This is a genomic window from Pedobacter sp. SYSU D00535, assembly GCF_017355855.1.
Lineage (GTDB): Bacteria > Bacteroidota > Bacteroidia > Sphingobacteriales > Sphingobacteriaceae > Desertivirga.
Genome location: NZ_JAFEWD010000001.1, coordinates 993,486 through 1,015,377, shown reverse-complemented (window position 1 = coordinate 1,015,377; position 21,892 = coordinate 993,486). Strand labels below are relative to the sequence as shown.

The 21,892-nt window shown below is 43.7% G+C and carries 20 protein-coding genes; 13 read left to right on the top strand and 7 right to left on the bottom strand.

Annotation, left to right across the window (positions count from 1 at the left end; all coding sequences use genetic code 11):
• The first annotated feature begins 50 nt into the window (after window positions 1-50).
• The gene (locus J4N23_RS04155) at window positions 51-305 is read left to right on the top strand and encodes a hypothetical protein (RefSeq protein ID WP_207425734.1); all 255 of its coding nucleotides are present in this window, start codon (window positions 51-53) and stop codon (window positions 303-305) included.
• A 207-nt stretch (window positions 306-512) separates the two neighbouring features.
• Here the strand turns inward: J4N23_RS04155 and J4N23_RS04150 are convergent, their stop codons facing one another.
• From J4N23_RS04150 to J4N23_RS04135, 4 genes are all read right to left on the bottom strand, one after another.
• Window positions 513-1,049 carry a type II secretion system protein GspG gene (locus tag J4N23_RS04150; RefSeq protein ID WP_207425733.1) on the bottom strand — a complete coding sequence of 179 codons (537 nt, stop codon included), beginning with the start codon at window positions 1,047-1,049 and terminating at the stop codon, window positions 513-515.
• 306 nt (window positions 1,050-1,355) lie between these two features.
• Window positions 1,356-1,775 carry a hypothetical protein gene (locus tag J4N23_RS04145; protein WP_207425732.1) on the bottom strand — a complete coding sequence of 140 codons (420 nt, stop codon included), beginning with the start codon at window positions 1,773-1,775 and terminating at the stop codon, window positions 1,356-1,358.
• 168 nt (window positions 1,776-1,943) lie between these two features.
• Window positions 1,944-2,360 (bottom strand): hypothetical protein, encoded by a 417-nt coding sequence (locus J4N23_RS04140; protein ID WP_207425731.1) that lies wholly within the window; start codon window positions 2,358-2,360, stop codon window positions 1,944-1,946.
• A 247-nt stretch (window positions 2,361-2,607) separates the two neighbouring features.
• Window positions 2,608-3,051, bottom strand: coding sequence for a Fur family transcriptional regulator (locus J4N23_RS04135; RefSeq protein ID WP_207425730.1), 444 nt, complete (start codon window positions 3,049-3,051; stop codon window positions 2,608-2,610).
• A gap of 120 nt (window positions 3,052-3,171) precedes the next feature.
• Between J4N23_RS04135 and J4N23_RS04130 the strand changes: the two genes are divergently transcribed.
• From J4N23_RS04130 to J4N23_RS04105, 6 genes are all read left to right on the top strand, one after another.
• Window positions 3,172-3,549, top strand: a complete 378-nt coding sequence (locus tag J4N23_RS04130; RefSeq protein ID WP_207425729.1) for a hypothetical protein — start codon at window positions 3,172-3,174, stop codon at window positions 3,547-3,549.
• Between the two features lie 315 nt (window positions 3,550-3,864).
• The gene (locus tag J4N23_RS04125) at window positions 3,865-5,073 is read left to right on the top strand and encodes a hypothetical protein (protein ID WP_207425728.1); all 1,209 of its coding nucleotides are present in this window, start codon (window positions 3,865-3,867) and stop codon (window positions 5,071-5,073) included.
• Window positions 5,074-5,219: 146 nt separating this feature from the next.
• A complete protein-coding gene (locus tag J4N23_RS04120; RefSeq protein ID WP_207425727.1) occupies window positions 5,220-5,393 on the top strand; it encodes a hypothetical protein in 174 nt (57 codons plus the stop codon).
• A 1,281-nt stretch (window positions 5,394-6,674) separates the two neighbouring features.
• On the top strand, window positions 6,675-7,115 hold the full coding sequence (locus tag J4N23_RS04115; protein ID WP_207425726.1) for a VOC family protein: 441 nt from the start codon (window positions 6,675-6,677) through the stop codon (window positions 7,113-7,115).
• Between the two features lie 336 nt (window positions 7,116-7,451).
• The gene (locus J4N23_RS04110) at window positions 7,452-7,838 is read left to right on the top strand and encodes a hypothetical protein (RefSeq protein WP_207425725.1); all 387 of its coding nucleotides are present in this window, start codon (window positions 7,452-7,454) and stop codon (window positions 7,836-7,838) included.
• 290 nt (window positions 7,839-8,128) lie between these two features.
• Window positions 8,129-8,560 (top strand): M48 family metallopeptidase, encoded by a 432-nt coding sequence (locus J4N23_RS04105; protein ID WP_207425724.1) that lies wholly within the window; start codon window positions 8,129-8,131, stop codon window positions 8,558-8,560.
• A gap of 149 nt (window positions 8,561-8,709) precedes the next feature.
• On the opposite strand, the gene J4N23_RS04100 is transcribed toward J4N23_RS04105, so the two are convergent.
• Window positions 8,710-9,582: a pirin family protein gene (locus tag J4N23_RS04100; RefSeq protein WP_207425723.1), complete on the bottom strand. Its 873-nt coding sequence runs from the start codon at window positions 9,580-9,582 to the stop codon at window positions 8,710-8,712.
• A gap of 129 nt (window positions 9,583-9,711) precedes the next feature.
• A complete protein-coding gene (locus J4N23_RS04095; RefSeq protein WP_207425722.1) occupies window positions 9,712-10,140 on the bottom strand; it encodes a DoxX family protein in 429 nt (142 codons plus the stop codon).
• 98 nt (window positions 10,141-10,238) lie between these two features.
• Between J4N23_RS04095 and J4N23_RS04090 the strand changes: the two genes are divergently transcribed.
• Entirely contained in the window at window positions 10,239-10,583 is a 345-nt protein-coding gene (locus J4N23_RS04090) for a helix-turn-helix domain-containing protein (protein WP_207425721.1), read from the top strand.
• Between the two features lie 56 nt (window positions 10,584-10,639).
• Here J4N23_RS04090 and J4N23_RS21195 read toward each other — a convergent pair whose 3' ends face one another.
• Window positions 10,640-13,546: a triple tyrosine motif-containing protein gene (locus J4N23_RS21195; RefSeq protein ID WP_207425720.1), complete on the bottom strand. Its 2,907-nt coding sequence runs from the start codon at window positions 13,544-13,546 to the stop codon at window positions 10,640-10,642.
• A 179-nt stretch (window positions 13,547-13,725) separates the two neighbouring features.
• Between J4N23_RS21195 and J4N23_RS04080 the strand changes: the two genes are divergently transcribed.
• The 5 genes from J4N23_RS04080 to J4N23_RS04060 are packed head-to-tail and all read left to right on the top strand — an operon-like array spanning window position 13,726 to window position 21,846.
• The gene (locus tag J4N23_RS04080; RefSeq protein WP_207425719.1) at window positions 13,726-14,556 is read left to right on the top strand and encodes a hypothetical protein; all 831 of its coding nucleotides are present in this window, start codon (window positions 13,726-13,728) and stop codon (window positions 14,554-14,556) included.
• 29 nt (window positions 14,557-14,585) lie between these two features.
• Window positions 14,586-17,642: a TonB-dependent receptor gene (locus tag J4N23_RS04075; protein ID WP_207425718.1), complete on the top strand. Its 3,057-nt coding sequence runs from the start codon at window positions 14,586-14,588 to the stop codon at window positions 17,640-17,642.
• Window positions 17,643-17,684: 42 nt separating this feature from the next.
• On the top strand, window positions 17,685-19,409 hold the full coding sequence (locus J4N23_RS04070; RefSeq protein WP_207425717.1) for a RagB/SusD family nutrient uptake outer membrane protein: 1,725 nt from the start codon (window positions 17,685-17,687) through the stop codon (window positions 19,407-19,409).
• Window positions 19,410-20,726 carry a glycoside hydrolase family 2 TIM barrel-domain containing protein gene (locus tag J4N23_RS04065; protein ID WP_207425716.1) on the top strand — a complete coding sequence of 439 codons (1,317 nt, stop codon included), beginning with the start codon at window positions 19,410-19,412 and terminating at the stop codon, window positions 20,724-20,726.
• A 19-nt stretch (window positions 20,727-20,745) separates the two neighbouring features.
• Window positions 20,746-21,846, top strand: coding sequence for a family 16 glycosylhydrolase (locus J4N23_RS04060; protein ID WP_207425715.1), 1,101 nt, complete (start codon window positions 20,746-20,748; stop codon window positions 21,844-21,846).
• Window positions 21,847-21,892: the final 46 nt, after the last annotated feature.

Here is a 21,892-nt window from a genome sequence, read left to right as displayed (position 1 = left end):
AAGAAACTCGTCTCTGAAAACTTCTCGACATTATTTATCCTTTATATACTATGAGACAAGTTAAAACGAAAGCGATTTTAAGGGATCGGGAAGTAGAAGTCACGATACAAAAAATGAGAACCAAAAAGGGGGATGACTCCCAGTATTTTTACCTCCATTCGATGGGAGATATGATTGCAGTAATAAGCTATAATAAGGATTGCACCTTCAAAGTAATCGATGGACATTACACGCTGAAAGAACTCAAAAAGCTGTGTCAGCATATAAGCAAATTTGAGACGGAGGATGCAGATAGGAAGGAATAGCTAAGCCCTTAGTTTCGCTAATTGGCGTTTCCTGGTGTGGTGGTAGAAGATGGCGGGCCAAGTTTTAATATTTCACAAAACGGAAAAGGGGGTGGCTGTTAAAAGCATTTGAAATACTTCAGCTTCACTTAATTTATGTTGATGTTAAAATAATTGGTTTAGTCCATGTTCATCAGCTTCAACATATCAAGTATAGTCGTATTTTAGTTAACGGTGTCTGATTAAACCAATTTTACTGCTGCCTGTAATTGTCACTTGCGGAAACAAATCGTCCTTTGTCTTAGGTATTCCGTCTTGTCCAGATGAAAAGAGGGAATAATTGTCTCCAACTTTTTCATAATTATAATATACGGTTCCTTTCGTGTTCATCCCCTGTGCTGCATCATTGATCGGTGCTAGTTTATCATCTTCTTGAAGCTGTTCTAATCTATCGGGGTACCGTCCATGGGTAAGTTTATAGTACTCGATATTCTTTACTAAGCTATTCAGTTGCATCTGGGAAATGTCTTCGAATCCCTTTTTAAAAGCTAAAGAATGTTTACCTGCGTAAAAAAGCGTTGAGTAAACAATAATAGTCCACAAGATACCTGCCGCCCCAATAATGGAAAGCCATTTGTCTTTATACTTCAGAAATCCATAAAGCAAAAGACCTAAACCAAGAAATGCTCCAACTAACGGAATTAAACAAATAAGTCCTAACAAATAGGGTGGTTTTGATGTTTTTGGATTGATTGTTGTTTCCATCTCAGTTTGTAGTAACGCCGCAAACAATTAAAGGCAACCTCACGGTTTACCAATTTGTATATCTCCATTTACCTGAACTACTTCTTTCCCTTCAAACAGCTTCCTACAGGTATCTTGATACATAGTTAACACTTTTTCAAAGCAAATCAAATACAGCGGTTGTCGTTCTTTAACAGGCTAAGCGGGTCGGAACTCTTTTTTATGATTGAATCCGCAGAGCTTGTTGCAAATCCTGAGGTAGTCGGGGGAAAAGACACGTGAAGGCTCCTGAAAATTGACGTGGCCACTGATGTTTTGCCGTATTGCTTATTCCTTTACAAATACTATCCCGTTGCACTCATCTCCGTCTCCGATAGTAATCGGAATCGCGAGTCGTTCACCCTTTTCACTTAACGGGACTACACATAAACCTTGTAGTTCTATCAAGAAGCCGGAAGAGTCGACAGAACTTACACTCCAGATACCCACTTTGCTGAGTGATTCAGTAGGGGACTTATCGTCACTAATTCCTGGTGGCGCATTTTGCAAGAGAAACAGTCCGTCTTTTTTCAACGAGAGGCTACACTTTTCCGGGTCTAATCCATGATCATTTACGAGCGACCTGGATTTGTCATCAAGTTTATAAGTCCCTAATAATTCTGATTCGCTCGGGATAGCGCTCACCTGGCTATAGCCAAAGTCCCAAGAGCAGGCAAGGATGGCAATTTGAAAGAAGAAGCGCCGCAAATATTGTCAAGTAAGTTGATAGTAGGGCTTTTAGCATTGAAACTAAGCGTAGGTCTTTAGGTTTTGTCCGGTTAGCAGTACTTCCGTGTCAAGGGTCATTAATATGCTTAACAGTAGAAATTGGCAATAATCAGGTGAGAGAGGCTCGTTTTAAACATCGTGTTAATTTTAGAAAAGTTTAATACTTTCTCTTGCTTTGTCGAATAGGTCTTGAAATTCTGAATTTTCTAATTCCACTTGCTTAATAATTATCCCGCTTTCAAATCTTTTAGGTTGATTGAATTTTCTGGTGACAAATAGTGTCAGAGTATTCCGGTCTTGCTTATAGAATATCTGGCTTAGTCCTTCCAATATATAATCTTCCTCTGAATTTCTATCTATATCAGATTTTTCACTAGTCGACAATGCCATTATTTGCCCGTCTCCTGAGATACCCCAGTTGTCTTTTTTTAAATAGAGTGTTACATCTGGTTCAGGAAAGTAAATCGGCTGTATAGTTGACGGAACCAAAGCGTCTCCGTAAATAACAACTACAGACACTAGTAGTCCAAGAACAAGTCCCACTGCAAAGGATACGATTTTCATGCTTCAAATTTTGACTAGTATCCAAGTCTACGATTTGACATTTTTCCCCGGAACTGATTTTCCTCCTTTAAATGTCTTTTTTTGACTGAAGTAGATACCATAATACATAAATAGGACTTTTTCGAGCCAAATCAAATACACGGTCGTCGTAGGGAACATCCTTCTGTGCGTGAGGGTATCTTATTGAGGTTTTTGTAACACGGAGAAATAGTACAAAGTATTCATCTAACTCCGCCTATCGTCTCCACTACCGCTCCTTTTCGTTACATTCCTCGCAGATACCATACACGATCAAATTCATCTGACTGGCGGTAAATCCAGCAGGCATGGTGAGTGCCGGGATATGAAGCGAATCGAGGCAGTACACATGCAGGCAGTGGGTACAGTTAAAATGGACATGCCTGTCGTCGTGTGCGTGTTCCGTGCAGGACTCATCACAGGTGGCGTAATTCGCAGTCCCGTTTAGGTCGATTACTTTATGGATGATCCCTTTTTCTTCAAAGGTACGGAGCACGCGGTACAGGGTCACCCGGTCTATCTCTGCACCTAGGATCTCTTCCAGGGCAGGCTGAGAAGTCGCCGTTTTCCGGGAAGCCAGCACTTTTAACACGCTCAGCCGGGGCTGCGTCTTTTTCAGGTTATTCTTCTCCAGTAATTGATCAAACCGGCGTCCAGTCTCTGTTTCTTCCATGCGCAACAAAAATAAGAATTTTAATGCGGAGGGACTTCAAAGCGGGCAGGTGGATCGCTTTCATTCTATTATAAAATTTAATTGCGACTTCTGATTTCTTAATGCATCTTTGTTGCAACAATGAGCAAAGGCGTAAACAGGCGTACCCATTTTGATGTAAAGGCAATAGCCAGCCTCTTGCTGCTGATATTCGCCATCCTGTTCCTAGCTGAGATTTCGCACTCGCACAGAAGTACAAGGGATTCAGCGCTCGTTGGCAGCAAGGCACCCGAAGAGGCTTCCCTTGATCAGGCCCGGCCGTCCTGCGAATGGTGCGATTACATCCTCCACCAAAGTCACCGGCTGCTTCCTGTTTCTTATCATTTCCACGCAGCACCAGCAAGGGTAATAGTAGTCAGCCCGTTGGTTCAAGAGCCCTTCATTTACCTGTTCAACGACCTGCTGCTCTTTTCGGGGAATAGTCCCCCGCTCGTTCAGACCATTTACCGGCAAGCTTAGGTGTATTCAGCACCAGGGGTTCCATAAAGGCACCTCAATAGCCTTGCTCAGCTTTCGACGAGCCCGAGCCGACGCGTAATTACTCGCATCTGCGTCCAAATGAAGCCCTCGAAGCGCAAGCAGGTTTAAACACCCTTGTCCGGCCAAATAACATCGAAGGGCTTTTCCTGTCGATGACTTCCTATATGCTAATTTTAACGAATACCAATACCGTTCAATCCAACGAGTTGCTGGAAAAGTAACGCGCAGTTTTAGGGTGTTGGCGTTCACAAAAGACCTGGTTTATTCCGGATGGGAAACCTATATAACAACAACATGAAATCTAACAGACTAATACTATATATCTTTCTTCTTTTTATCACCGTTTTTGCAGCATGTAAAAAAGAGCGCGGCGATGATCCCATTATTGATGCCGACACTGAACACAGCTATATAAGGGTGTTGGTGAATGATGAACTTACCAATGAGTTAAGCCTCATCACCCCGGCCACGGGCAAAGTAGAAAAATTCACTGCCAGGCATCCTAAGTCGGCCCTCTATACAACTGCATCCGGCCGTTATGCGGCGCTGGTGCATACCAGCTTCAACTTTGTGGAGATCTTTGATAGCGGTCTTGAATTTCACGGCGATCATGTAGACACCAAAGCCACGCCAAAGTTTGCCGCCTTAACAGGGGAGGCCAATAAGCCCACGCACTTCAAAACCAAGGGAACTGAGATTATTACCTTCAATGATGGTGATGGTACCTTGAGTATTGCTAACGAAAATAACTTCCATACGGCAGGTGCCAAAATGAACGCCATCAATGCAGGCGGCATTGCACATCATGGAGCCATGACCAAGTTTGATAACGGCAATTATGCGATTACCGTCAAAGACGGATCGGTTGCCGGTTCCCTACCGGAGCGGGTGAAGCTCATCAACGCCTCCGGGGCACAGGTAGCAGCCTCAACGATACAAACGACGGGCATACACGGGAATGCCAGCGACGGGAAGGTATCGGTGTTTGGCTCGGGTAGTGGTCTGCTGATCGTAGATCAGTCAGGTACGCAGCGACTGCTTCCTCATCCTGCAGGTTTTGGGACGGCCTGGTTTGGAACCATCCTGGAAGGCGGGTCGGATGGCAAGTTCATCGGATACACGGCAGCTAAAGGAGCGTATTTTATCAATACGACTACCAATACCATCACACCCATTATCGAAAGCACCGATATCATGCAGTGCAAAATAGATAGGGCGGAGAAAAATTTACTGGTGTTACTACATGATGGCACCTTAAAGTTGTATGATCTGGCTAACGGCGCCTTAAAACGGGAAGGGAGGGTGCTGGCGGCTACGGCAAAAGACGAAACCAAGAAACCGACCCTGGAAGCTACCGGACGTTATGCCTACATTACCCTCCCGAAAGCCGGCGAAGTGCATCAGGTGAACCTCAGCAGGCTGGCGGAGATCAAAAAGCTAGCGGTATCAGCAGCACCGTACCGCCTGACCATCTTCGGTTTCGAAAACAGCGATAATCACTAAATGCAATAGCAGTATCTTGTTTTTGTATTGCCTACCAGCTGAGCCTGGTAGGCTTTTCTGTTTTTAAGGACTCGCTAAACCAGCTGGAGTTTAGCCGGCTTCGTAAGTTATGATCATGGGTCCAATTTCAATCCCCCGATAAACTAATGGAGGCTTTAGACGAAAACAAGAAGCTTTATGAGCGTCTGCTGCAGACAGAGCGGGAAAACATAGCTTTTTTGGAGAGGCTACTTAAGGGGGTAAGTGAGTGGAAACGCTTCAGTCCTCAGGTTTTAAATGCCAGAGGTAACGGAGCCGGTATTGCTGAAGGCTGCTTTTAGCAATAGCGTTTTAGCGGTTCTTTGTTTTCTACTTTTTGTTCTCTAAAATGTGTGCCGCGTTTTCGTTGCCAAGTTGTTCAGCTAATCCTATCAGTAGTCCTTCTGTCCCCCGAATGTAACACAGGCAAACTGAAGGCGAATAGAAAGCAACGACTTATCTAAACAAAGTTTGTGGACTAACAATGATCGGACTTGGTATAAAAGTAGCCTTAACGGGCAGAAAGTAAGAACACTAAAGCGTAACGTCAACTAAAAGCTATGCCCGGCTGACCTGTACCAACTGAAGACTTTTTAGTTACTTTAGTGCTTGCAACAGCGAAAGCGTTCCCAATAAATCACTTTCGTCTGTTTGGGCAAGAACCAGAGCAACCGCATTCAAAGACTTACGCTTTTTAATTGCGAAAGGGCAGGTTGCCGACGAGGTGGTTTTTATGGGACAATATGAACACTTAAACATGGTTGTAGTGCTTTAAGTAGCAAGCTGATGAATAAACTTTTAAGTGCTAGCAATTATAAATTACTGAAACTATTTCTAGGAGTTCCTTTTCTAGCAATACTGTTTGCGTCGTTGCTAACATTCCTCGCGGATGTTGCATTGGTTTTGTTTTTTGTGCCATTAATCCTGGTATTTTGGTTCACTCTTTACTTTGGGTGGCACTGGTCGGTAGGTGTGAGTCTGTACAAAAAACTACGACATCCCAAGCCCTTAAACCTGATAATATTCAAATTTCTTTTAATTTTTATGCTGGTATACTTTGTTATTAGCACAATAGACCCTTTTTTAAAAGATGTCGACGAAACCACCTATAAAATCCTTTCTTTCTTTAACCTAGTTGGCTCAATTTCTTTTCTGTATTGCATCGGCTTCATTGCAAAAACTATTAACCAAGTAGAAATGAAGGAGCAAGTGGAGTTCAAGGATTGGATTGGAGACATGGTGTTAATAATTCTTTTTCCCATAGGAATTTATTTTTTGCAACCTAGGATAAACGAAATATTCAAAACTGAGAATGAAAGTACTACAGCTAACACGGCGTCAAGTTATTGCCGCTGAGTTATTATTTGGAAGGTATGTGCTTTCTGCACACTTTAGTGCTCAGGCCAGTTTGGTAAAAGTATCCACGACAGCTTAGAGCCTTAGACGTTACCCCCCCAACACCCGGTCCAGGCTGATCTATCTACCTTAACCTCTGGCGCAATCAACCTCTTTTTTTGACGCGATTACACCTTTTTATTTGGCGATTAAGCAGTAGGTTCGAATCTTAAAATCAATTTACCAAAATGGCACTAATCAACCCTCACATTAACTTCAACGGAAATGCCGAAGAAGCCTTTACTTTTTACAAATCAGTATTTGGCGGAGAGTTTTCCAAAGTTGTTCGTTTCAAAGACCTTGCAAGTTCTGAATTCCCTGTAGCGGAAAAAGAAGAAAATAAAATTATGCACATTGCTTTGCCTATCGGTAAAAGTAACAGGTTGATGGGAAATGATGTTCCGGAAATCTTGGGAACAACCAACGAAAATGAGAACAGAAGCAAGATTGTCGTAATTACGGAAAGTAAAGAAGAAGCAGACAAATTATTTAATGGGCTTTCAGCAGGAGGACAAATAGAAGGGCCTATCGGTGATAGTCCATGGGGTTCGTATGGCGGTTGTTTTAGAGACAAGTACGGTATTGAATGGATCGTGGAGTTTGACCCGGAATATCAGGAAAAAGAATAAGCAGGGAACAATGACCTGCTGACTGAATTAAATCACAACAAAAGTTAACATTATGCAACATCCTAGAACGAAAATAACCTTTCTCCTTGTAGTTGTGATCGTTATTTTCGCTATCGCCGGGTGTTCCGATTCGGTAGCCTATAGATCTCATCCGGCCTTTGTAATAGACACTACAAAATCTTTTCCCATCGGCAATTATTGGGCGACGCCAAATGAATCTTTCGAATTCCATTCATTCGCTCAATCTTCGGAGACACCCTTCACCTGGTTACATGCTCTCAATACGTTTATTTTCCTTTCGGTAAACTCAAAGACAAATCCTCACTTGAAACAAGCATGCTAAAAGATTTCACAATCACGAATTTCAAACGAGACACTTTCACAAACACTAATATAAGTCCAGCTTTTTTCGAGTGGAGCGAATCCATGGACTTGATCCAAGGGGGCAACAAGCTTAACATATTTTTAGATAACGACCCCGAAGCATCTACACATGGATACCTCCGGGGGGGACAAATAGTAGACACCAAAGTAGCTTTTGCAAAAGATATAAGAATTGGGATGAGCGCACAGGACTTTTACCAATCATTCTTTGATTACTTTCCGAAAGAGTTGAGTAGTAAATATAAAGTCGTGTGGTTTGAGTCCTGCGCCCTCGACGTATCCCACCTTTACATTTTCAATAAGGGACTGCTGAGTTCCGTGAAATTCATTTCACAGTAAAGCGACACCTGGCATTACTTGCTGCAAGACTGGAAGCTGTGATTCGAAAATGGTAAAGTGTCGTAAATTTTAACAAAGCGAGCGACAGAGATACAGGAAAGTAGGGCTATGATATTAATCTTTACAGCGGATCGTCGCCTCAGGGATCAAAAAAGGAATTAGAACATCCTTTGTTCTGATAATAGATAGCGGTTTAATCGAAGAATATCCGCTTAGAGTTTAACTGAGAAAAAGAAAAAACAAAGCTTTTAAGCGCCACCTTCAAGAACTGTCATATTCAATAGGAAGGGATGACCAGAAAAACGCTAATATATCTTACTGCATTAATTTTTGCGACAGTAGTGGGCTTTCTGTCCTTTTTCGCAGCCTTTGCTGTGATCATTTATATTTATCCTGCGGTGACATCAGAGGGATTCACTGTGATGGCGACAGGGCAGATACTCCTTACCCTGGCTTCTTCAGTGCTAATCGGCATTGCTACTTTGGTTTACTTCTATAAAAAACTCATAAAGTCAAATTATCTTCGACTCGTAAAGCCTACCGATTTCAACGGGCTAAAAAATTTAGGATATTATTATCTCGAACAAAACAAGTACCCTGAGGCCTTGCAGGTTTTTGAAGAAGCAAAAAAAGGGGATCCATCAACCCAGGGAATTGGAGATTTAATAACAAAAACTGAAAATTTGGTGCGAGAATCGAGATGTGCACCTCCTAAATGTTAGCTACTTAATTGAAAGTTTCAGCCACAAGGACAGAACAACAAAAGCTATCCCTTCAATGTAGACCCTTCCGGCCAACCCAAATAAACGTCGCAATGAAAGGATCTGCTTTACGTCTTTCGAATCTCGTTCAACTCTAGTCTTTCGTACTTCTACAAGAATATTTTTTGTCTCTCGGGAACCGTATTGATGTGTTGCATTTTGCCGCTTCTATACTCCTGGAATAGTCGTTGGATATCTTGTGGAGTATCACCAATGAAGGGTCCATGCGAAGTGATTTTATCACCTGTCGGCTTTCCCGCATAGAGGACAAGACGAACGCCTTCAATTCCTGCTATCAGCTTCAACTCACTTTTAGCGGCATCTTCAAAGAGGTCAAGCCAGCCAACCTGGTCTTTTTGCAATAGCTTTTCTTCCTCGCCGACCCGGACACTACCGTGAAGTATATACAGGAATGTGTTGTAGCTGGCGGGTAGTTCAAGCTCTGTTGAAGTACCTTCGTTTATAAAAATGTCAGCAACGATCAAGGGGGAATAATTTTGGACAGCAGAGGTCAAACCAGCCAGCGTGCCGCTATAAACCTTAATCGCAACGCCATCTTTATTACTTGCTGGTACCTGCTGCAATGAAACGTTTTGTAGTCTTGGTGTTACCCATCTGTCTTTTTGAGGAAGATTGAGCCATAATTGCAACAGTCTGATTTTCGCTTTTTTATCAATCGTTTCGGTATGTATTATGCCACTCCCGGCCGTCATAATTTCAAAGTCGCCACCCTTCATTTTATGACTTTCATCACCTATTTCACCTTCCAAGAGAAGAGTAACAGTTTCAAAACCGGCATGCGGATGTGGTCCGCCAACTGGCTGATTGTCTTTTTTATCTAACATATCATCCATCAGCATAATGAAGGGGTCAGTAACAGAAAATGGGCCGCTAACTACGGGTCTTGCTATATGGCCTGCTCCTAAAAAGCCTGGTTGACCGGCTGGTGCATCTATTTTTATCAGTTCTCTTTTAATTGGCATAACCTTAATTTTTAAAAATTCCTATTAGTGCAATACAGCTTGCATGACTAGCTGTATTGCACCGTTAATCTTTAACTTCTTCACCTGCCTCGACAGCGCCTCAGCACCTTATTGTCCAGAAGGCGACAACTATGCGTTTTGCATGTTAGAATACGCAGCCTTATTGGTTCTCAAAACTTCATTTTTAACTTTTGCCGGTACTAGGCGTTGTCTCAATTCCGGAAAACGGATAAAAGCTGTAATCCATAACACGATTTGAACAGTAACGGCTGTTGCTATGGATTCTTGATGCTGCAAATGCGTGACGATGGCTCCACCTAAATAAGCAACTAGTAAAAAGGATCCTAAGACTCCTGTCCTTGGGATCACAAATAGGATTAATGAAACAATTTCAATAAATCCTATAAATTGATACGCAGCAGCATCAATTCCGAATGCGGAGGCCTGTGCAATAGCAGCCTGGTTTTGACTGAGCTTCATAAAGGCACTCGTAGTAAAAAGAAGTCCTAAAATGATGGTTAGTGCCCATCCTGTAATTCCGATTGTTTTTTGTGACATGATGTTTTTTAATCTTTAATTCTCATGCAAACTTCAGTATAAATGCTATACATTTGTTATCTGTTACAAAAAGGATAGTAGTTACAAAAAGGATAGTTATGATAAAGCACGATGTGGAAAGCTGTGCGAAAGCCAGGTTGGCAATAAGAGATACGCTTGATGTAGTAGGGGGGAAGTGGAAATTGGTGTTGATCTCTGTTTTGAGAAGTGGAAAGAAAGGCTTTAACGAATTGGCTAGAGAAGCAGGTATTTCTCCTCGTATATTATCCAAAGAATTGCAAGAGTTGGAAATGAACGGATTAGTTAGTCGGGAAGTTTGTAATACCAAACCTGTTACCGTCCAATACCAGCTGACACCCTACAGTGAAACATTAAATGATGTTTTAGTAGCGATGGAACAATGGGGAGATCGGCACAGGCAAAAGATTATCTCCCGAGAATGATAAATCTAGCCGGGGCTATCACTTAAAATGAGCTTAGGTTTCATGAACCACGTTAACTATATTGCTTCTTCCTCTGAAACCTTGAAATCTTTGAAGAATTCGAAAAGGCTTATATCGCCGCTTATCCCCAATTTCTTTCTTAGACGGTAACGACTTATTTCCACACCTCTGGGCGATATTTTCATTAATTGCGCGATTTCTTTGGTCGACAGATTCATTTTCAAATACGCCGACAGGCGAAGGTCGTTCGGCGTTAGGTTGGGATAGGCGGTTTTGATGTCTTTGAGGAAGTTCGTATGTACTTTGTCAAAATACATAGCAAATTGTTCCCAGCCTTCATCCGCTTTTTCTTCATTGCTCAACGTTCGCAGGATCTTATTAATATCCGCGTGTTGCTCTTCATTAACTATATGCTTATTCAGCTTATTCAGCTCGGCTTTAATTTTATCAAGAAGCTCCGCCTTTTGTCCCAGGTGCATGGCAATGGATGCCAGTTCCGAGTTTTTTGCTTCGATTTCGGTTTCCAGCTTCTCATTCTTCAGCTTTATAATTTCTTTCTCAGACTTGTCCATCTCCAGCTGATGTAAGTACTCCAGGCGCTTTTGCTCCTCCTGGAAACGTTGTTTCTGATGGATGAATTTTTTCTGTTGCACCTTGTACAGCCGGTAGATGAGAAAAACCGTTAGCAGAAAATAGCAGAAATAGGCAACCAGGGTGTTGTACCAGGGCGGGGCAATAGAAAACTTGTAGGTTGCCGCTTCAGATTCAATACCGAAATTATTCCTTGCTTTCACCTTAAACACATAATCGCCATAGGGTAAATTGGTGTAGTCTTTTTCAGTTTTTTTGGAAAAGGCAGACCAGGCTTTGTCGAAACCTTCCAGGTAATAACTGTACTCAATATTCGACTGGTTCTTGTTTAAGATCGCTGAGTACTCAAAATGAAAGGAATTCAGACCGTATTTCACGGTAGGAAACGCGGCCTGTTTTTTTACCTCATTTACTTCTCCGAAATATCCCCCAAATAAAAGCGAGTCGGTTTTTCCTGTGGCCTTGATCAGGCTGAACCGCACCTTAACAGAATTAGTGCTCTTGATGTACTTCTCAAAGTCAACATGATAAAACCCCTTTTGGGCCCCTACAAGGATGTTATTTTTATTTATAGGATTGATATTTTCGAAACCGCTTACCAGCTTGCCATTTAGCTCCGGCAAATAAACCAGCTCGGCTTTCTTTCCTGAAATTTTGCATACCCCAAGGCTTTTATCCTGAATGAACCAGATATTACCTTCATTGTCCTCCCTGAGATAGCGTATATATAAGTGGCGGAAAATGTTCCGGAAGCTTTCTGAGGGTTCGAACTTGTCTTTTGCGCGGTTATACTCGTAGATCCCTTTTTCCGTACATACAACAATGCGACCTTTAACCTTGTACACGTGGTTGTTAAAGGTGGAGGGGAGTCCGGCGTTTTTTGTATATAGCTTGACCTTTGGATTATCTAAATCACTAAGATCAATTTTATAAACCCCTTTATAAGGATGAGAAGCCCAAATCAAATGATCATTTCCGATCGTAATAAATCGGGCAGATTCCTGGAAGTTTTTTACAGAAGCTAAAAATTGATACTTACTTGCGGTATAGTGGAAAAGATCAATCCCTTTATAATTACCCGCCAGTAGTATCGGATGATTATACTTCTTATGGTGGAATTGAAGGAAGTTCCAGTACCCCTTATTGCCAGAAAAGCCAGAAGCGAGCGTTTCAGAAAGGAGGAACGCGCCTTCATGTTTGCCCAGCAGCAGCTTTCCATCCACCGTATTCATTCCCCAAACTTGTCCTCCTGTATTTTCGATGTATTGAATATTCTTGTTTACAGAGCTTATATCATTGTTATTACTAATGTTTACCGAATAGGCAGCACTGGAGAGTCCGAAGAACAAGTTGCCTCTGTAAATGGCGGACGCATGCCCCATTCCTTCGGAGAAAATATCAGGATTTATGTGTTTTATTGCATTGCTGGTGGCAATGAAACCAATGCCATTGTTCAAACCGAGCCACAAATTCCTGTTTCGGTCTTCATGGATGGCCAGCACGGTGCTGTTTTGAAGTCCTGAGTTTTTGTAGAAGTTGTACAGGACGCTACCTGACTTATTTACAATGTAGCAGCCGTTGGTATTCGTGGCCACTACAAGCATTCCATTTTTGTCTTTAAATGCATCCAGAATTTGCTTGTTAACAAAGGTGGTCCCCGAGTAAGAGCCGAGTGAAGCCAAGGTATTGTTTGAAAGCGTAAATAAGCCGTGGTTCAGGGATGAAAGGAGGATGCTGTCGGATGACAAGGCAGAAACGGAGCTGGTAACAAAATCGGCCGGTAACTTTGTGGAGATACGCGTCCAGCCCCGCCCGGTAAATTCCATTAGTCCCTTTTCTTTGTCCTGCGCAATTACTTTATTATTTGCTGCCCCTAAGAACAACCAGGAGGAGGGTGCTGCAAAGGCTTTTATGGTATTATTTGAAAGTTTGAAAATAGCATTGTCTGTTCTGAAATAGACATCCTTACCATTTGGTACAATATCCCAGATGTCGGCGAAGGAGCGGAGATGCGCCGGCAGCTTATCCTTTAAACTATGAAACTCCAGCTTTCCATTTTTCGTGGGCGAGAAATACCCGAGCTCATCCTGCCCTCCGGCATAAATTCTATTATCGGCGGCAATGGCAATCGACCGCACGATGGTCTTATTGGGTAGAGGATAGATCTTCCAGTAAGTTCCATCAAAACTCAGGAGTCCTTCGTTGTTGGCGAAGTACATCAGGCCATTCCTATCTTGCTGAATCGCCCAATTCTGCGTGCCCCCGTTGTAAACGGTTTTATCATAGTTGATAATATCCGGCAGGCCGATCGGGTTCTGCCCATAAGACACCAACCAGATGCTTAAAAGCAGAGAAAGGAAAAATTTGTGCACGGGTTATAATTAGTTGTCCTAAAAATATGGAATTTCCATTTGTATAGCTAATGATGTAGGCGAAATCTATTCAGACAAGCAGTTTTTGAGGTTTTGACGTAGTTTTGATGTACCCCTAAAATCGCTCGAAACGGGGACAGTACCCTACCTTTACCCTCAACAAACCAATTTTTAATCTTATGAATCGTATATCTTTTTTAACCCGGCGGTATTTCTATATACCCCTGATTATGGCGTCCCTGTTCAGCGGATGTCAGGAAAATGAAGGAGAATTGGGAGAGGCCGCAAAGGCGAGCTTTAAAGTAACACCGGTAACAGGAAAAACGAATACTTACCTATTGGAAAGTACTTCGGAGAATGCCTTTCGTTACCAATGGGATATTGGGGCAGGCCAGGGGCTCCGAGCAGGAAAAGCAATTGATACAGCTTATTTTTTAAAAAAAGGAACTTATGAAGTAAAACTCTACGCTCATGGAAGTGGAGGTTACGATGTGGCGACACAGCAAGTAACAGTCGCCAATGACGATCTTTCTCCGATCTTAAATAACGAAATCTTCAAAAAGCTGACAGCCCACCCCTGGAAGCTTGATCCTAACTCAACTGCACCGATAATAGTAGGAACAGAAGGGAACCCGGCTCAGTACTTTCAGGGAGGTGCCCTTGCAGATTGTCAGAAGGATGATGTTTATACGTTTGCCTTTGTAAATAATGATTTCAAAGCTTCGTACAATGCTAACGGAGCAACATTCAATGCTGGTAATATATCACCTAATTACAGCTGCTCGACCGACCGGTCTTATAATAACGTAAGCTTTACATTCAGCACAACAGTTGCAGGTGCAGGATTAGCGACGATCACTTTGCCTGAAAATCCTCCCAGTAAATTTATTGGTGTAACCGATGTTTCTTCCAATAACTATCGCATCATCTCTATTTCCGATACCGAAATGGTGTTGCGCTCGGGAAAGGCAAATGAAACGGTACATCAATTTCGCTTCATCGCGCAATAGCCAGATTTTACAGACTAACCAAATCAATTATGAAAAAGATAAAATACCTATTTATTCTGCTGTTCACCAGCTGCGTAATACAGCAGGTTATAGCACAAAATATTACAGTAACCGGAAGGGTTACCGATAAGCAGGGACTTCCGCTGCCGGGAGTGACCGTACGAGTGAAAGAAGGTACTACAGCAACTTCAACAAGTGGCACTGGTACGTACTCCATCACTGTTCCTAAGCCAGGTTCCACTTTGGTATTCAGTTTTGTTGGGATGACCAATCAGGAAGTGCTGGTTAAGCAGAGTGGAGAAATTAATGTGGTGATGGATGATAATGCAATTACCATGAATGAAGTTGTTGTAGTCGGATATGGAACGCAGCGAAGAGAAAGTGTTACCGGCTCTATCGCAACTATCAACAACAAGCAATTGGTACAAAGTCCTGTTGGCGACTTAAGTAATGCCATCGCTGGACGTGTTGCCGGAGTAATTACCAAACAGCCGGGCGGTGAGCCTGGAGCCGATGCGGCGCAGATCTATATCCGCGGTAATTCTACGTTTGGCGGCGGTACCATGGAACCACTGGTGGTAGTAGATGGTATTGTACGCTCATTCAGAGATTTTTCTCAAATGGATCCTAACGAGATAGAATCGGTGAACGTGCTGAAAGACGCATCTTCTGCTGCTATCTTCGGAGTTAAAGGGGCAAACGGGGTAATACTCGTAACTTCAAAAAGGGGTAAGGCTGGGAAGATGACGGCCAACTACTCCTTCAGCTATGGGGCGTCTGAAGTGACCCGACTTCCCAAAAATCTGGGTTCTTATGAATATGCCGTATTATTTAATGAAGCGAAATTAAATGATAATCCCAGTGCCAGTCCTGAGTTCTCGCTGGAGCGCTTAGAGGGTTTCAGAAGCGGATCTGACCCTGAGCAATATCCCAATACAGATTGGATGGATCTGGTACTGGGAGGCAATGCGCCGCGGATGCAACATAACCTTTCTCTAAGCGGGGGTGCCGAAAAGGTGAAGTATTTCGCTTCCTTAGGATATCTCGATGAGGATGGGCTCTATGAATCCTTGAATTATAAAAGATATAACGTCCGCACCAATCTCGACCTTCAGGCTACGCCCACAACCAAGTTTGCAGTTGATTTGTCTGGCCGCCTCGAAAACAGAATTACACCTCCGGCCGGTGGCATATTTGAGCATACGATGCGGAATCCACCCATTCTACCGGCCACCCTGGCAGACGGCCGTTTAGCCAGCCCCGGCTCTTATCCAAATCCACTCGCTCTGGTAAGTCCGGAAAGTGGATACAACAGGACTTCCGGTAATTTTCTTTTAACAAATTTCCAGCTGACGCAGGATATTCCCTGGGTAGAAGGATTATCAGTGAAGGGAGTTCTGGCTTTCGACAGAAGTTTCAGTTACAACAAAGCCTGGAATTCATGGGTGCCACTATACGTAAAAAATGCAGACGGGACTTATTCCACCACTGCTCCTACAAAATCATCTCTTAACAAAAATTTCGGAGAAGCAAGAGGTCTGGAACTGCAGGGGCACATCAATTACGAAAATCGTTTCGGACAACACGGCATCTCCGCGTTAGCACTCTTCCTGCAAAAGGAGAATGATAACAGCAATTTATATGGCGGCAGAAACAGCTACGAAAGCTCTGCTTTAGAACTTCTCAACTTTGGTCCCGCCTTAAATGAGACCCTTGGTGATTATGAAAATAGAACGGGCTTAAGAAGTGCTGCTTTTCGCATCAACTATGACTTTGCAAGCAAGTATTTTCTGCAGGCAAGTTTGCGCCGCGACCAGTCTGAAAACTTTGCTCCGGAAAGAAGGACCGGCTATTTTCCTGCTGTTTCTGCAGGATGGGTGGTAAGCAAGGAAGCTTTTTTGAATGGCAGCAAGGCTGTAGAATATCTGAAACTTAAAGGATCCTACGGTAAGTTAGGAAGTGACCGGATCAGCAGCAGATTTGGCTACTACAACAGGTACAACCTGATCAATAACAATTATTCTTTTGGAAATTCCCTCGTCAACGGGTTAACTCCCGGTGCCATAGCGAATCCTGATCTTACCTGGGAGACTTCAACTAAAACGGATGTTGGTTTTGAATCGCGTTTTTACAAGAATCTGCTTGGACTTGACTTTACCTATTTCCATGAAAAACGGGACGATATTCTCGCAACACGCAGCCTTTCTGTTCCTATGTCGTTCGGTGCTGCTTTACCCAGCGAAAATATTGGTATCGTGGAGAACAGGGGTATTGAGCTGATGTTGAGTCATGAAAATAGCATCAGCAGGAACCTGAATTATTATCTACGAGGTAATTTCACTTTTGCAAGGAATAAGATCGTAGAAGCAGCTGAGGCAGCAAACGTTCCTGCAGGAAAGCGAATTACAGGAAGACCAAACAATGGTTACTACGGTTACAGAGCAATAGGAATTTTCAGGGATCAGGAGGACTATAACAACTCTCCAAAGCCTACAGCGTTTTTGAACTCCACCGGCCCCGGTGATTTGAAGTACGAAGATATTAGCGGTCCTAATGGAACTCCCGATGGTAAAATTGACGATTACGATATCACCTACCTTGGCGTCGGTCCGCTTCCGGAAATACTCTACGGAATTAATGGCGGTATTAATTTTAAGGGCTTCGAGTTCAGCTTTCTGATCCAGGGAGCTGGCAGAGCGCAGCAATTATTAACGCAGAATGCAGCCTGGGCTTTTTACAACGGGGGCCGGGTAACCGAAGAATGGCTCGACCGTTGGACACCTGCAAATCCCGACGCTACCTATCCTCGCTTGTCGCTGAATGCGAGTGGAAATAATAACCTGACAAGTAGTTTCTGGGTGGAGGATGCGAGCTATCTGCGTCTTAAAAATGTGGAGATCGCTTACACCATCAAAAATAAAGCACTTTCAAGGATTACGCCCGGAGGCATCAGGGTTTTCGCTACAGGCCAGAACCTGTTCACCATCACGGATATGTTAAACGTTGATCCGGAGAACACCAGCGCCATCGGTTGGTATTATCCTCAACAAAAAACCTATACGCTCGGATTGAACGTGCAGTTCTAGGGATACACAGATTAAGTTATTGACTAATTAAATCAAAAGGAAATGAATTCTTTAAAATATAAATGGCTTATCGGAGCGTTTTGTATCGCTTCTCTTACTTATTCCTGTAAAGATGATGTGCTTGATATAAAACCCACGGACTTCGTTTCAGATGCTGCGGTATTCAGTGATATCAGTCTTACAAGTCAATTTGTAACCAATATTTATTCAAGCCTGCTAAGCGGATTTGAACGCAGGGACGCCGGCTTGGGGCAGGACTGGTCTGTCGGCTTTGGCTTGCTGGACATGGCGACCGACGATATTGAGGGACACGCTTCTCTCAATGTTAATTCAGTCCAGAATGGCGATCTGACTCCTTCCAACTTCAATTTCAGCATCGAAATGTGGCAGGCTAATTATGTGGTGATCAGGAAAGCGAATACGCTTCTTGCCCGGATAGATGCTGTTCCTGCAACAGATGCTGCACTTAAAGCCCGACTAAAAGCAGAAGGCCGGTTTTTACGGGCTTTCGCTTATCAGGAACTTATCAAGGCCTTCGGAGGTGTGCCCCTGATCACTACTGAGCAGAAAGTCAGTGACGACTTACTGGTTCCAAGAAACAGTTTCGAGGAGTGCGTTAACTTCATTGTAAAGGAATGCGACGAGGCAGCAGCTGATCTCCCGGTGAGCTACTCTGACATAGAACTTGGACGCGCCACCAAAGGAGCCGCACTGGCACTAAAAGCGAGGGTTCTGCTTTACTATGCAAGTCCGCTTCACAATCCTACCAATGATGTGAACCGCTGGAAAAATGCTGCAGACGCAGCTAAAGCGGTGATGGATCTTGGGGTTTACGATCTGCATCCGGACTATTACAGGCTCTTCCTGGATAAGATGGGTAACAAGGAGGTCATCTTCGCTAAGAAATACCAGAGACCGGGAAGAATCCATGAAACTGCCTGGAAACTGGGTATGAGCATACAAGCGCCTGCCGTTATCGGTGGTGTTTGGGGTGCTTTTCATGCCACCCAAAACCTGGTAGACGCCTACGAAATGAAGAACGGAAAACCTATCTCTGATCCCAGCTCGGGCTATGATCCTCAAAACCCCTATAAAGACCGTGATAGCCGGCTCGATATGTCGCTGCTTAGGAACGGATCTCAATGGAAAGGGGTAACCGTTGAAACATTTGAAGGCGGAAACGCCAACATGGCAGCCAATGGCGACCGGACAAAAACAGGGTACGGACTGAAAAAGATGATGGATGAGAAATATGTTACCGCCGATCAGGTGTATCAGGGGGGAGATAACGACTGGCTTTTTATTCGTTACGCCGAGGTGCTGTTAAATTATGCAGAAGCCAGAAACGAACAATCGGGTCCTGATGCCACTGTTTATACTGCAATTAACAAAGTACGCGACAGAGCTGATCAACCTGACCTGGCCGGCCTAACACAAGCGCAACTCAGAGAGCGGATAAGAAACGAACGCAGGGTTGAACTGTCGTTCGAAGAACACCGCTTTTTTGACGTGCGCCGCTGGAAAGTAGGTTCCACCTATTTCAACCAACCTGTGAAGCGTATGAAGATCGTGAAGAATATTAATGGAACCTTCACTTATAGTGTGGAGAATCTTGAAAACAGGATTTATAATGAGGCCTTCAACCTGTTGCCGATTCCACAGATAGAACGGGAGAGGAATCCTAATCTGGGACAGAATCTTGGTTATAACCAATTAAAGGAGAGGGGCTTTCAGGGCTCCTCTCTTCTAACCCAAAACACAAACTAGATGTTAAAAAGTATTTTGAAAATAGCAGTTGCTGTGTTTGCGATATCGAATGTGAGCATAGCGAAGACGGAGGATCAAAAGAGTTCCCTGAAGGCGGTTAAGGTAGAAGTAAGAAATACCGGTTCCGGCTTTCAGCTGTACCGCGATGGAAAACCCTACTTTATTAAGGGGGCGGGGGGTAGTAAATATTTAAGCCGCCTGGCTGCCTACGGAGGAAATTCGATAAGAACCTGGAGTACAGACAATGCGGCTGCGGTACTTGATTCTGCTCAAAAGTATGGGCTGACAGTGCTGATGGGACTTCCTGCAGCGGCAGAACGTCACGGCTTTAATTATGATGATCCCGTTGCAGTTAAAAAGCAATTTGACAGGATCAAATCGGAAGTGATGAAATATAAAGATCATCCGGCTCTCCTTGGTTGGGGTATCGGTAACGAACTGAACTTGTCGTATAAAAACCCTAAAGTTTGGGACGCAGTGAATGATATCGCAAAGATGATTCACGAGGTCGACCCGAACCATCCTGCTTCCACGGTACTGGCGGGCATTAATAAGAGCGAGATTGACTACATAAAAGCAAAAGCCACTGCCATCGATTTTCTTTGTATCAATACCTACGGAGGCTTGGCTGAACTGCCGCAACGGGTGGCAGAGCTAGGCTGGACCGGCCCTTATATCGTCACAGAATGGGGACCGACCGGGCATTGGGAAGGCTTATCCACCAAATGGAAAGCACCTGTAGAAGAAACGAGCAGTGAAAAGGCTGCCGTGTACAAGAGCCGGTATTCCTATTCAGTGGAAAAGGACAGGGAAAAATGTCTCGGTTCTTACGTGTTTTTATGGGGGCAAAAGCAGGAGCGGACACCCACCTGGTATGGCTTATTTACCGATAAAGGAGAAGAGTCGGAGGTAGTGGATGTGATGCAGTATCTCTGGAAAGGAACTTATCCTGAGAATAAGGCTCCTCATATTTACGCTTTCCAGCTGGACGGAAAAAAAGCAAACCTGAATGTGTATCTGAAAGCGGGCAAAACCTATCCTGCAAACGTGCTGGCAATTGATCCGGATAATGACCAATTGAATTATTACTGGGAGTTATTGCCTGAGGCGACAAAGGTAGGGGAAGGGGGAGATCATGAAGATAAACCAGCCCCGGTAACCTTTAATTACAAACAGGAAGGCAAAGGGAAGATCAGTTTTTCCAGTCCTCAAAAGGAAGGGGCATATCGCCTGTTCGTTTACGTCAGGGACGGGAAAAATAAGGTAGCCACTGCCAATATTCCTTTTTTCGTAGGACAGGAATCAGAACGGGAATAACAACTCATAGAAGATGAAGATGAAGAGTTTAATCCAATATTGTTTAGTGGTTTTGTTGCTGTGCCCGTTGCTGGTACAGAGTTGCAAAAAGGAGACAGAAAGTGCGGGAGTATCAAATCTCAGTTTGAGTGCTGAAGTAAGTAGTGACGGCTCTGGTCTGGTGAATTTCACCGCTAGCGCTAGCAATGCCAACCGCTATTACTTTAACTTCGGTACATCGGCCAACGAGGAAGGGACGCGCTCTACTACCGGGACCATATCTCACCGGTATACTTCAAGTGGAACTTATACTGTAAAAGTTACTGCTTACTCGGCCGACAATAAATCTGCCGTGGTCACAAAAGAGATCTCTGTTTCTGTGAATTCGTCTGGTGAGGAAAATACATCGCCCGAGAACTATCCCGGAATGTCACTTATCTGGCGGGATGAGTTTAATGGGTCTTCCCTAAATACCGGCGACTGGACTTTTGAAACGGGGACTGGCAATAATGGCTGGGGAAATAATGAACTTCAGTATTACAGACAGGAAAACGTATCAGTTGCCGATGGCTTTTTGACTATCACCGCAAAGCGGGAAAGCTTCGGGGGAAGGGAATATACATCCTCAAGAATAAAAACGCAGGATAAGAAGATATTCCGCTACGGGCGGATCGATATCCGGGCAAAACTGCCAAAAGGGAAAGGGATCTGGCCTGCACTATGGATGCTTGGCAATAACATTAGTACCGTTTCCTGGCCTCAAAGCGGCGAAATAGATATCATGGAACTGGTAGGTGGCGGACCGGGGTTTGACAATACCGTTCATGGCACTATCCACTATGAAAACAACGGCACTTATGCTACCACCGGCAAGTCATTCAGTTTAGCTTCGGGCGACTTTTCAGATAAATTTCATGTGTTCTCTCTGATCTGGGACGCGACCGAGCTTAAGTGGCTTGTAGATGACGTTCAGTTTTACGCTGTGAATATCACTGCTCCAGCGATGAGTGAATTTCATAACCATTTTTTCCTGCTGTTTAACGTAGCAGTAGGAGGTAATTGGCCCGGAAGCCCTGATGCTACTACCATCCTGCCTCAAAAAATGATGGTAGATTATGTGAGGGTGTTCCAGAAACAATAGTAAGAAAGTTGTCTGAGGAGCGGTGGATGGATATCAACCAGTTTCT